Raw genomic sequence first — 12,682 nt, 5'->3', positions numbered from 1 at the left:
AAATATCCATATGCGATTTGTTAACCGCCTTCCTGACGACGTTCTCTATTTTCATTAAGCAGAGCTTTATCCGCTAGCGATTCAAACTGAGCTAACAGGGCTTCGCGCTCATCAAGCGAGGTAAATGCTTCGTGGGGCATTTTTTTACAGTTAAAATAGATTATTTGTAACAGCTTCGCACGTTCGGTCTGTTTAACGAAACGCAAATAATCTCCCACCACCTGAGTCAGGTGATCGCTCAACGAATAAGGACTTTGCAAAGCGCTAAACATAAAAAATAGCCATGCACCTTCATCGTGATTTATTTCACGAACAAAATTATCGTTAAGTATCCCCTGCATAAATAAAATGTCGCAGGAGCGAATAAGCTTAATTTGACCAATCCGCCCCAATAAATACCCAAATTCAACGTGGCTGCAGCTGGGGTCGGCAGAGTCGATATCGGCGAGCACCGCATCTTCCATAAAGTTAATAACAATGCCGCGCTTCTCAACCCCGTATGTGGATATCCAATCCTGATACAGCTCAATCTCATGCTCGTCGCTTGCCAGAAATCCCCGGTAACTTTCACGCATCAGCGCCGGGCTCATCATTAACGTCTTCCCGAACAAACGCGCTTTTAGCGCAACGTTAATACCGGCTTTTAGCCGCTTAGGATCGGCTTCTTTTTCAACCTGTGAAAGTAGCTTTTTGAGGCGCTTGCGAACGACCTCATCAAGATCTCGCTGACGCAGAGTCTCGCGCAGAACCAGAACCAGGTCGCTTTCATCCGGAAAAAGAGAGCGTGCATGACGCAGCAGATTCTCAATATTTGAACCCTCGCTCCCCTTCAATATTTTGACCAGCTTGTCGAACTTAGGCTGAACCTCCTCATCTAACACCTGGTCAAAACTGGTTTCACCGGCGACTCCACTCTTTTTTTCATAGTCTCTGCGGCTACGAAACTGCGCCATCGCGGCAGACATCTCATCCGTTGCGTTCGAGAACCGCTGAAGTAGTGCGGCAGGTGATTCATCCTCCACCACCTGAGCCTCACCCTCGGCGAGCACATCCTGGCGATCCGTCTGGCTGGCACTCAATTCTTTATTGTTAGACAGCGCTTCCCGCCGCTGCATATAGAGATGCATGCTGGCATCGCCGTTGCCAATGCCTAGCGCCATTTTTGGCTATCCAGATAGTTAACCATCCAGTTCTGCAAGCGATCGCTGGAAAAGTCATCTTTCATTTCGCCAATCAGCGTATGTGCATCCGGGCTTAACGGCGCTTCAATCTCACGCGGCTGGATCAGGAATACTCGCACCATGTTTGAGGTTCTGTCTCGCTTATAGCGAAACAGGCTGCCAACCCACGGCAGGTCGCCAAGCAAGGGAATTTTCCCCTCAACTTTTGTCTCCTCATCTCGGGTATAACCGCCGATCAGCAGGCTTTTCCCTCGCGGAACGCGGGCAACGGTACTGATATTTGTTCTGCCGACTTCCGGGAGATCATCCGCCGTCATTCGGGTGTCATCATATTGATTGCCGTCTTCAACATTCAGCATCATTTCAATCTCGCCGCTTTCGGTAAAACGCGGAAGAACGCTAACCAGGGTGCCGTAAGTAACGCTTTCAAGCTGCGCGGTTCTTTCGCCCACCAGCTTGGAATAAAAAGTGCGGCTATTGTCGAAAATGGCCGGGATATTTTCCTGAGTCAGCAGCATAGGGCGCGAAACAATATTGGCTTTTTTCTTCTCGCTCAGCGCCAGAGCAGTGACCATAAAGCTGGCACCATCGATGGTGCTGGTTCCGCCATTTAGCGAAATCCCCAGGTTAGAACCGACGTTAAGATTGCCGGTCCACTGAACGCCTAAGTTTTCAAAGGCGTCTTTTTGCAAATCGACAATCCAGACGGAAAGTTCAATATGGCGCTTGGCGATATCCAGGGAATGGACCAAATTGCGAATATAGGCAACCTGCTCGGCGCTGCCCCTGACCAACAAGCTATTTGAGCCGGGGTCGGAGATAATGCTCATGCCGTTCCCGGTTGGCGGCGTCCTGACCTGGCTATCAAGCTGCTGAATGGCCTGCTCATTTGCTCCCCCTTCAGGAAAAGACCCCAGCAGCATTTCGTCTTCTGCGCTCGCTGTCGGAACCACCTTCCTCGGCGTAACCTGAACGCTACCGCCAGGGCTCGCGCCGTTAGACATGATCCGATTCACCACGCTGGAGATACCTGGAATAATGATTTTCTGGTCACGATAGCGATATTCCCGATCTTCAACGAAGGTGTTAAAGAGCGGGATAACGGCCAGGTTTTCACGCCCGTCATAACCGTCACTTTTTTGGTCGAGAAATTTTGCCGCATTTGAAATAAGGTCGATATAAATCGGAGGCCCTGAGACATAGAACGTTGAGTTTCTATTATCTGAGCGCAGCGGATAACGCTCGTCATAGAGGCCTGAATCTTTCAAAAAACTTTTAATAACATTAAACGACGTATTACGCAGAACGATAACCGTGTTACGAATTTCCGATGCGTCGTAAATGTAAATGGCCTGCCCGTCGTCATACCAGATCAGGCTTAATTGTTCAGCAACCGCACCCAAAACTTTCGGTGGGCGGGAGAGATCGAACTCTCCGCTAATTTTTTTTCGGGCTGCAATTTTGCTGATCACAACAGATTTTTTCATTACCGATGAAATAGCATCGAAAAAACCTTTCACACCTTCGTCTCGGGCAATATAACCCTGATCGTTTTGCTGGTCGGCCAGTGCAACCTGCGGCGAAGAAAAAACGAGTAAGGCAGCAAGTAAAACTCCAACCTTGTTGTGCCATTGAACTGTCATTATTAATCAACTCACGTGTAATATTTTTTTCAAATTTCGAGGCGAAACGCCAAATGCATCTTTCACTTCATTAGAAAAATGCGATAACGAGGCATAACCATGGTTCATCGCAATAGTTGTCAGATTATTATCACCGTCAATTAACTCAAATAATGCCCGGACCAGGCGCCAGTCTCTGAGCTCTACTTTGGCCGTTTTGCCCAGCGCATAGCGAGTTAGCCGCCTGAAGTGCGAAACGGATAGGCCATAACGTGAGCAAAGCACCTGCAGACGCTGGTTTGAATTGTCGCAGGACTCATCCAGTAGAAAATCAACAAGGTCATACCATTCGTTATTTTTCAGAACGTCTGAGAAAGCGGCAATATCATCGGCATGCAATAAAGTCTGATTTAAAAACCAATATTCAATACTTCGCGTCGAAGCTTCAGGACCTAAGGCCGCCGGCAGGTATCCCCAAAATCGCTCGGGGTTAAAATTTTTTTTCTTATGCTGTGATTTATCGACAAAAACCTGCAATTTGACTAAAAATGGAAAATCAATATCGCAATAATGGAATGAGCCGGACTCAACCGTTAATGTGCAGGGAGACAATACCAACATGCCACGTTCATTCGCATTAACCGATGTGGATTCCACCCGATCTTTCATCGCCATGGTAATGCGGCAAGGCTCCTGCTCTGTTGCGGTATAAAATAATGAATGCCGTGGGATTTCGAGCACACCTCCGGCAGCTAAATAGTCATTTTGGGCTGTAGTGTTCATCATCGACGCTTCATAGAGAATATTAGGTTGACGAGTTTAACGTGCAGAAACAGAACAAACATGACGGGATAACAATGATGGCTAACGCCTCAGGGAAGATTTTCATCAGATTCTTCGGCAGCGGGCAGCACTAGCGCAGCAAAGCAATATTACGGTGTGAATCCTTAAGCGGAATCAGGATATTTTCCCTGGAAGATTGACGGTAAATCCCCCAGACTTTTCGGGCATATTTCATCCTTAAGCGGTGTTTATTCTTTCCTGCCCCCGCGTTGTAAGCGCCTACCGCCTCCCAACCATAGCCGTAAATATTGACCATATTTTTCAGGATTGCCGCGCCAACCAATACTGAAACACAGGGGTCTTTGACCAGCATGGACTCGTTAATTCCATGCTTACCAAGCCAGCCCAAATGAGTGCTATTAATCTGCATCAGGCCAAAGTCACGAGAGCCGTTGTTGTTTTTACCCACTACAGAAGGATCCATGCCGGATTCAACCTGAGCAATAGATTTTAACAGCCTGACTTCCACACCCGATTTTTGAGCTGCAAACTTCCAGCAATCAGCGTTAGCTATACTTGTTGTGAGAAATAATAACACTAAAAAAATAATACATTTCATAATACACGGAGCCAGATAGCGACAACTTATTAACGTATTCAGTTACTTAATAAATTAATAGTGATGGAGTATTTAAAAGAATTATTTTCTTTTTATTAATAGTGGGGCGCATACTAATTGCCCCCCTCAGGCATAACTACCAGATTACGCTCATAGGCTAATATTCGTCATGCCTATACCGCCGGCTGCATTGATATAATCGACCTTGCTGATTGATTAAATTTCCCACGAACGCCTTCAACACTCCTATACTTACCGACGACACATTTCCGCACGTTCTGTTCTGCATGCACTGATTTATGCGAGATAACGATATGGAATTAAAGGATTATTACGCCATCATGGGCGTCAAACCGACGGATGAACTGAAGACTATCAAAACAGCCTACCGCCGACTGGCCCGCAAATATCACCCCGATGTCAGCAAAGAGCCGGACGCCGAAGCGCGTTTTAAAGAGGTCGCGGAGGCATGGGAGGTGTTAAGCGACGAGCAGCGCCGTGCTGAGTACGACCAGATGTGGCAGCACCGGAACGATCCGCAATTCAACCAACAGTCCCACCAGGCCGACGGCCAGAGCTATAACGCTCACGACTTCGACGACATCTTCTCCTCGATATTTGGCCAACAGTCCAGGCAGTCGCGCCAGCCCAATGCAGCACGCGGCCACGATATAGAAATCGAAGTCGCCGTTTTCCTCGAAGAAACCCTGGCCGAACACAGCCGCACCATCAGCTACAAACTCCCGATTTATAACGTTTTTGGCATCGTCGAGCAGGAAATCCCCAAAACCCTGAATGTAAAAATTCCGGCAGGTGTTGGTGACGGGCAACGCATCCGCCTGAAAGGCCAGGGTACACCGGGGGAAAACGGCGGACCAAACGGCGATCTGTGGCTGGTGATTCACATTGCGCCCCACCCGCTATTCGACATCGTTGGTCACAATCTGGAAGTCGTGGTGCCACTCTCGCCGTGGGAAGCCGCACTGGGAGCAAAAGTCGAGGTACCAACGCTCAAAGACAGCATTTTGATGACCATTCCGCCGGGCAGTCAAGCCGGGCAGAAGCTGCGCATCAAGGGTAAAGGCCTGGTCAGCAAACAGCATACGGGCGACCTGTTCGCGGTAATAAAAATCGTCATGCCGCCTAAGCCAGATGAAACAACCGCAGCGCTATGGCAGCAGCTGGCAGACGCCCAGTCGTCGTTCAATCCGCGTAAAGATTGGGGGAAAAAATAATGTCTACTGTCATCGTCACTTTTACCGTCACCGAGTTCTGCCTGCATACCGGCATTGCAGAAGACGAGATCAACGAAATAGTCGGCCTGGGCGTAATCGAACCCTATGATTTTGAAGCCAGGCCCTGGCAGTTCGATGACCACGCGCTAAACGTGGCACAGCGTGCTTTACGGCTAAGGCGCGAACTGGAGCTGGACTGGCCGGGCATTGCCGTAGCGCTGAGCCTGCTGGAGGAGAACGAACGGCTACGCCAGGAGAATCGCCTGCTGAAACAGCGAATTGGGCGTTTTATTCGCCACCCTTAGGCTCATAAATTGGCGAAAAATCCAGCATGATATATCCATGCGCCGTGAACGCTCTGATTCATTTAGGATTATTACCTAAGGCAACTTCCGCTTCGCTGTGCCAGGCTAATCTACGGTCATAAGGACTGATAACGTTTGTAGAGGATATTATGAAAAAAACGATCATCGCTTTATCTGCAATTCTGCTGGCTGCTCCTGTTTTTGCCGCGACCACCACACACGCAACCGACGAAACCGTCGCAGCCGCACATGAAGGCGCGAACACAGCGAAAGAAAAACTGCACGAGGCGCAGAACAAAGGCGAAGAGCTGAAGCTCAAGTCCAAACACGCCGCTGAAGGCAAAACCGATAGCACGGGCAGCAAGGTGAGCGAAGGCTCCCAGAAGGCCTGGCATAAAACCAAAGAAGGCACCGAGAAAGGTTGGAACGCAACCAAAGAAGGGGCTGAAAAAGGCTGGAACAAGACCAAAGAAGGCGCTTCCGACCTGAAGAAAAAAGTCAGCGAGTAATACTCTTGCTGCCAGCAAAAAGCCGCCTTAGCGGCTTTTTTTATACCTGAACCGCTAGTTGTGCAGGGTCACGCTCTCATCCACGCTCTGGCGCCACATGCGCACCTTTCCCGAAGGTGCATCAGGGTCAGCGTAGCCAAACGAGATACCAAACAGCAGTCGATAATCGTCTGACACCCCAAGTAGCCTGCGCGTCTCGTCGGCATGGAAACCAAGAAGCGTTTGTGGAATACCGGCAAAACCACGGGCAGCCAGGGATAACAAGAAGCTTTGGCCGTACATGCCGATATCAGAAGCGACTCGAACGTTGTCACCAAATGAAGGCATAAACAGGAAGGCAACGTGCGGCGCGCCGAAAAATTTGTAATTACGCAGGAAGGCCTCCCGGCGCTTCTCTTTATCCTGGCGAGCAATCCCCAGCGCATCATAATAAATCTTTGCCTGCCGCTGGCTACGCTCATAATAGTCGCCGTGAAAATCATCGTAGCTGAATGAAAAGTCCGGTGTCGCTTTACCCGCGCTATCGTTCTCTATCATCATTTTTTGCAACGCATCTTTAGTCTCGCCGGAGGCAATGTGAACATGCCATGGCTGTGTGTTGCAGTTAGAGGGCGAATATTGCGCATCCTGCAAAACGGCGCGAATTTGCTCATCGGTCAGCGGCGTCGGCAGAAACGCACGCGATGAAAAACGCTGGCGAACCGCCTCATCAAAAGCCAGAACCTTATTGCTCATACCATCCTCTCTGTTTATTGCCCGCCAGAATGCGGGAAAAATTTACTGAGCCGGATGTTAGCGCTGCCTGTCATAGCGAAAAACCGTATAATCCGGCAAAGACCTTTGCGGATATCGCACAAATGAAAGATCTGAGCCAAATAAACGCCCGCTCGATGCGAATCTTCCTCGCCGTAATCGGTGAAGGCAGCTTTTCGGAAGTTGCCCGCCAGGAGAACATCGCCCCGTCTTCGGTTTCGCGGACTGTTTTCCAGCTAGAACAGTCACTCGAAACCCAGTTGCTTTACCGCAATACCCGCGCCGTAGTCGCAACGGATGCCGGAAATATTTACGCCGAAGCTTTCAGAGGAATGTTGAACCAGCTGGATAATGCGCTGAACCTGATTAGCGAGCGCCGTCAGGAGCCGGGCGGGCTGCTACGTTTTAATGCTCCGGTATCATTTGGCCTGCGACACATCGCCCCGTGGGTTGCCGAGCTAAGTGAACGCTACCCGGCGCTCAAGCTGGAGCTGAATCTTACCGACAACTATATTGAACCGCTGGCGGACGGTACGGATCTGCTGCTGCGCATTTCGCCGATGCAGGACAGTTCGCTGCATGGCCGCTTTATTACCCGCCAAAGCTCTTATCTGGTTGCCAGCCCGGCCTATATTGAACGCCACGGTTACCCGCAAACCACGGATGATTTACATAATCACCGGCTTCTTGCCTATCGAGGGTTAATGGGCCTTCAGCGCTGGTACTTTACGAAAGGAGAAGAAAAGCTCCAGTTGATGCCGGAGCCGAGAATTGTCTCCGACAATGCAGAGATGTTGGTTAAAGCGGCGCAGGACGGGGCAGGTATCGTGCTCTTTCCCGACTGGCAGATAAGCGACTCGCTGAAGGCAAAGCGCCTGATTCCGCTGATGACCGACTACACTGCTTCTTACAGCGTGACCGCCCATTCAATCTACATGCTTTACCCCGGCGGCCACTTTCCGTCGCTTAATACCCGCAGCGTGATTGATTTCTTTATGGAAAAGTTCGGCACGCCGCCTTACTGGCAGGATATCTAGTCTCCCGGTGAAATAAAGCGGCCGCCGGTGCAGCGGCCGCACGGTTTAGGGACTAAAACCCGTATTTCACGCCAATCATTGCGGATGTGTCACGGTAGCCTTTGTCACCTATCTGCTGAGCAACGCCGCCCCACATGTTCAGGCTCGGCGAAATCTGCCCCTGAACGCCCAGTTTCAGTTGGCCAATGTTACGCGCCCCCTCTTCGTTCAGCAGCTTATTCCCCATTCTGACGCCGAAGTTTTTGGTGTTATGCAGCCAGTTCATTTCGACGTAAGGCTTGAATTCACGCCCTTTACCGTCGTCTTCCGTGCGATGCCCTCGCAGGTAGAGGCGCATGCCGAGGCGGGATTGCAGATTGCCCTGCCCGCTGTCCTGAATCCGAGTGCCGTTGGCTTCCGAATGCTCAGAACTGTGAACGCCCATCCAGGTTAACTGAGCCTGAGGCTCAAGATAAACAGCCCGGCGCTCGCTTTCGCTAAGCAGCATGTTGTAGCCACTTTCCAGCGAGGCAGTAAAACCGCGGCTTTTATAATGCTCGTCCGCCAGATCTTCGCCGCTGACGCGGTTGTTGAACCAGTTGTACATCACCCAGCTATCAACATACATTCCCTCGCGGGAGACGGCATTCTGATACCAGGTGCCGTAAGCCCCCACGCTGTAACCATCCATATCGGAGTCAGAACGGTAGCCGGTCAGGCTTGAGCTTGAATGGCCAGAAACGTTGCCGTAACCCGCCATCAGGCCCGCGCCCCAGCGGCCATTCTCGTTGGTTGAGCCGTGTAAAAACTCATTCCCCATCTGAGCGACATAGCGGTTGGCGCTGGATTTAATCTGGCCTTCACCGGTTTTGAAACGGTTTTGGCCGCCTTCCTGGCGAAGCCAGAAAGTGCCCCTGGTCATGCCGCGTCCATCTATCGGAGCACGATATTCGCTAGCCCCTTCGCGATCGTCGAGCGTCAGGTTGAATAACGTATTTGCCGCCGTCAGGTTAACCAGATAGCTGCCGACCTCCGGGCGATAAACAGGAACCGGGACAGGAGAAGGCCTGTTGATTGTTACCGGAGGAATGATCGGCCCCACAGGGGGATCAACCGGGTCAACCGGTGGCTCCGGCGGAAGATTACTCATCGAGGTCAAATACCAATTCTGCCCCTTCTGCACCAGGCTGTAGTCCCACGCCCCGGCAACAATGCGCCCGGCCTGGGTGAAGGAATTCGCGGCTGAATTACCGCCAACGTTTACCACTTCAATACCCTGGCTGGTCTCATCCCCCTGACCGCCAAAATTATTTACCGCCAACACGGTTGAGCCAGAAGTACTGCCTTGCACCACCAGTTTGTCGGTCAACGAGTTGTCATCGCCCAGTACAGTATTTACATTCAGAGCGCTGTTTGCCCCGCCTATATAATCTCCGCTGGCGTTCAGGCGGTTGCCGCTGATAGTTGGGCTGCGGGAAAGATTTACCGTACCGTCGTTATTAAGTTCGCCGTTTACGCTAAAGCTGGCCGCACTATCGTCGTTCTGCAACGAACTGCCCACGGTTAACGTGCTGCCTGTTTCCAGCGTAGCCGCGCCAATACTGCCCGTGCCTGAGAGCTGAGTCATGCTCTTCGCCGTCACATTGCTGATCAGAGAGCCGGTGACATCCAGGCTGCCCTCGGCAAGCGTAGTTGTTCCGGTATAGGTGCTGTCCCCGGTCATTGTCAGCGCGCCGCTGCCGAGTTTGGTCAGGCCACCGCTGCCGGTTACGCTCTGGCTAATGGTGGTGTTGTACTGCTGGGTATCCAGCGTACCGCCTGCGCTTTCCAGCACCACAGCCCGTTCCAGATCAAAGCTATTACTAAGCTGCAGCGTACCGCCATCAAAGGTCAACGCGCTGGAATCAGAACCTAACGCGCCGTCCTGAGCGATTTGCAGAACGCCGTCATACAGCGTCCATGGCGTATCGGCATCCGTCACATTGTTCAGCACCCAACTGCTGGCTCCCGTTTTATGGAAGTGTTCAAAACCCTGGTACTGAGCACTGTCGCCTATAGCTGTAGCATCAAACTGGCTGTCTGCGTTGCCTCCGAGGATCAGCGTGTCATCCCCAGGACCGGCCTGCACATTCCCCTGAACGTTATAGCCATCGCGCAGCTCCAGCGAGTTTGTTCCCCCGGTAAACAGCACTGCCTGAGAGCGGTTTTGACCATTAAAGTCCATGCCCCCCGTCAGAGTGCCGCTGTTGACGATAGTCATGTCGCTCCCGGAAATGCCAATACCGCCGACGCCGACGTTACCCACGCCGTTATTAGCGCCTGCTGTACCCGGCTCGCCGCCGTTGCCGCCGGAAATAGTTCCGGAGTTAAACACGCTGCCGCCGCCCGCAGAAATACGCACGCCAGAACCACCGGCACCGCCTGCATCTCCGCCACCGCCGCCGCCGCGGTTACCGTTACCGCCCTGAATACTTCCGTTATTCACGACCTGGCCGCCGGAACCAATTAATACTCCGCTGCCGCCCTCACCGCCGCTGCCGCCGATGCTGGCATCGCCGCCGCTGCCGCCACCCGTTCCGCCGAGGCCGCCGGTTATCGTCGCTCCAACATCGTTGGTAACTTTACCTTTGCCCTCAATCGACAGGCCGTTACCGCCCTGTGCGCCGGTCCCCCCGTTAGTCGTACTGCTATTGCCGTTAGCGCCAGCACCGCCGTTACCGCCGAGGAAAGAACCGTGATTGGTGACATTACCGGCTCCAATAATAGCAATTGCATCACCGCCTGAGCCGCCAACGCCGCCGCCGCCCGCAGAGTCATCTCCACCTTTACCGCCGGTCACCATACCGCTGGTTTCGTTTGTTACATCTCCGCCGCCGTTGATTTCAATCCCGGTACCGCCTGCGCCAGAGTCTCCGCCAAGTGAAGAACTAAGATTGCCGCTGCCGCCGCCGCGATTACCAAGACCGCCGGTGACTTCGCCGAAGTTGCTGACGCTGCCGCCGCCGTCCAGAGCGATCCCGCTGCCGCCTTTACCTCCGTCCCCGCCATCGCCGCCGCTAAGATTATCGCCGGTGCTGTTTGAATTACCGCCGCCGCCGGTTCCGGCGTTACCGCCGATGATATGCCCGCCGCTGTTATTGATAACTTTGCCGCTGCCCATCACGGTTATACCGCTGCCGCCGTGGCCGCCTGCGGATCCATAGCCGACAACGCCAGAGCCTTTGCCGGACTCCACCGCGCCGCCGTTACCGCCGTCTCCGCCGTTGCCGCCAAGAATGTTGCCGCTGTTGGTAACGGTGCTGGTCCCGCTGAGCCAGACCCCGCTGCCGCCGCTTGCGGCCTCACCGCCGGTTCCGCCGATGCCGGTAACGTCGTCGTTATTTTTAGTGTCCGCGTTGGCAGCGAGGCCGCCGGTAGCGCCGCGACCACCTGTAATGGTGCCGGTGTTAGTAATATTTCCCCCCTGGGTAGACATTACGCCATTGCCACCTGCGCCACCTGCGCCTCCGCTCCCGCCGTGCAGAACTTCACCTGCCGTCGTTTGGCTGTTTGCCGTTGCACTCCCGGTATTGCCGCCTGTGCCACCGTCACCGCCGGTGACAGAGCCGTCGTTGATGTAATTGCCCGCCCCTGTTATCAGGACGCCTGCGCCGCCGTCGCCACCATTGCCGCCATTACCGCCGTTACCAGAGTCTGCTACGTCGGTGGTATTACTCCCGCCGTTGCCGCCGCGGCCGCCGTTACCACCGATAATGTTACCCGCGTTGTTATGCTGTATATCGTCAGCCAATACCAGCCCGGCGGAACCACCGCCGCCGCCGCCTGCAGAGCCGCTGCCGTTGGTCGCATTGCCATCAGGCTGTTGGCCGACTCCCCCGGTTGCCGTCCCCGCGGGAAGCGAATTCGTTACGCCATCAACACTTCCTGCGCCGCCATTTTCCCCCTGGCTGCTGCCCTGGCCTCGTTCTCCTGAGCCGCCCTCTCCACCATTACCACCGATGCCGGTGGTGGTATCCATCGTGCCGCCGCCGCCGCCCTGGGCGCTGTCGGAAACGGAAGATGGCGCGCCGTTCTGGCCATCAGCAGCCATTGCGTGCTGAGGTACAGCGCTTAAAAGTGCAGCACTGATTGCGGTGGCAATCAGATGTCGTTTACCAGGGGTATGTAATAAATAAGGCATATCCATCCTCTTTAACTCAGCGGAGTCATATAGATGTGAAATATCAGAAACGGGCGAGCAGCAATTTATTTAAAATTGCACCAGGGTCTTAAAGGCAAAATGAAAATCAATTTCAAATGAGAGAAGTAATCATTAAAAACAATCAATAGTGTTAAAATAATGTATCAATTGAGATCTAATAACGGATCAAAATTAATTCGATACCGCCGCGCTCTCTCAAAAAGAATTTATTTCGGTTTGTAATTTTAACACCATGGAAATAGTTATGAACAAAAGTAAATTGTATTACAATTTGATTTGACTCATGGAATGAATAACAAGTCTGATTTTTCGATAGAATTGAAATGGCTAAAAAAGACCTTCAAACCAATTTAACCCATTGTTTTAAAATGATTAAAAAACAAATAAAATAAATGCATGCGAGAGATGAAATACAGATTATTCCTAATAAAAAATAACATAAATTCATTTTAGAAAGT

10 protein-coding genes are annotated in these 12,682 nt (G+C 52.2%); 4 read left to right on the top strand and 6 right to left on the bottom strand.

Going from position 1 to position 12,682, the window contains the following annotated elements; all coding sequences use genetic code 11:
* Positions 1-20: 20 nt before the first annotated feature.
* From sctW to FOC35_RS13200, 4 genes are all read right to left on the bottom strand, one after another.
* Positions 21-1,160 (bottom strand): type III secretion system gatekeeper subunit SctW, encoded by a 1,140-nt coding sequence (gene sctW / locus FOC35_RS13215; RefSeq protein ID WP_172569128.1) that lies wholly within the window; start codon positions 1,158-1,160, stop codon positions 21-23.
* On the bottom strand, positions 1,151-2,824 hold the full coding sequence (gene sctC, locus FOC35_RS13210; RefSeq protein ID WP_172569127.1) for a type III secretion system outer membrane ring subunit SctC: 1,674 nt from the start codon (positions 2,822-2,824) through the stop codon (positions 1,151-1,153). The genes sctW and sctC overlap by 10 nt, the downstream gene beginning before the upstream one ends.
* Before the next feature lie 6 nt (positions 2,825-2,830).
* Positions 2,831-3,589: a helix-turn-helix domain-containing protein gene (locus FOC35_RS13205; RefSeq protein WP_172569126.1), complete on the bottom strand. Its 759-nt coding sequence runs from the start codon at positions 3,587-3,589 to the stop codon at positions 2,831-2,833.
* A gap of 127 nt (positions 3,590-3,716) precedes the next feature.
* The gene (locus tag FOC35_RS13200) at positions 3,717-4,205 is read right to left on the bottom strand and encodes a transglycosylase SLT domain-containing protein (protein WP_172569125.1); all 489 of its coding nucleotides are present in this window, start codon (positions 4,203-4,205) and stop codon (positions 3,717-3,719) included.
* A gap of 314 nt (positions 4,206-4,519) precedes the next feature.
* On the opposite strand from FOC35_RS13200, the gene cbpA reads away from it, so the two are divergent.
* The 3 genes from cbpA (at position 4,520) to FOC35_RS13185 (ending at position 6,254) form a co-directional block, all read left to right on the top strand.
* Positions 4,520-5,440 carry a curved DNA-binding protein gene (gene cbpA / locus FOC35_RS13195; RefSeq protein ID WP_172569124.1) on the top strand — a complete coding sequence of 307 codons (921 nt, stop codon included), beginning with the start codon at positions 4,520-4,522 and terminating at the stop codon, positions 5,438-5,440.
* Complete coding sequence (gene cbpM, locus FOC35_RS13190) at positions 5,440-5,745, top strand: chaperone modulator CbpM (protein WP_172569123.1); 306 nt, start codon at positions 5,440-5,442, stop codon at positions 5,743-5,745. The genes cbpA and cbpM overlap by 1 nt, the downstream gene beginning before the upstream one ends.
* Before the next feature lie 149 nt (positions 5,746-5,894).
* A complete protein-coding gene (locus tag FOC35_RS13185; RefSeq protein ID WP_016537936.1) occupies positions 5,895-6,254 on the top strand; it encodes a hypothetical protein in 360 nt (119 codons plus the stop codon).
* A 54-nt stretch (positions 6,255-6,308) separates the two neighbouring features.
* Here FOC35_RS13185 and FOC35_RS13180 read toward each other — a convergent pair whose 3' ends face one another.
* Positions 6,309-6,989 (bottom strand): nitroreductase, encoded by a 681-nt coding sequence (locus FOC35_RS13180; RefSeq protein ID WP_172569122.1) that lies wholly within the window; start codon positions 6,987-6,989, stop codon positions 6,309-6,311.
* 122 nt (positions 6,990-7,111) lie between these two features.
* Between FOC35_RS13180 and FOC35_RS13175 the strand changes: the two genes are divergently transcribed.
* Complete coding sequence (locus FOC35_RS13175; RefSeq protein ID WP_172569121.1) at positions 7,112-8,044, top strand: LysR family transcriptional regulator; 933 nt, start codon at positions 7,112-7,114, stop codon at positions 8,042-8,044.
* Positions 8,045-8,096: 52 nt separating this feature from the next.
* Here the strand turns inward: FOC35_RS13175 and FOC35_RS22890 are convergent, their stop codons facing one another.
* Positions 8,097-12,203, bottom strand: a complete 4,107-nt coding sequence (locus FOC35_RS22890; protein WP_172569120.1) for an autotransporter outer membrane beta-barrel domain-containing protein — start codon at positions 12,201-12,203, stop codon at positions 8,097-8,099.
* Positions 12,204-12,682: the final 479 nt, after the last annotated feature.

This window comes from Cedecea sp. FDAARGOS_727 (assembly GCF_012273235.1).
In the GTDB taxonomy this organism is placed as follows: Bacteria; Pseudomonadota; Gammaproteobacteria; order Enterobacterales; family Enterobacteriaceae; genus Cedecea; species Cedecea davisae.
This window is presented reverse-complemented; position numbering and strand designations above follow the sequence as displayed.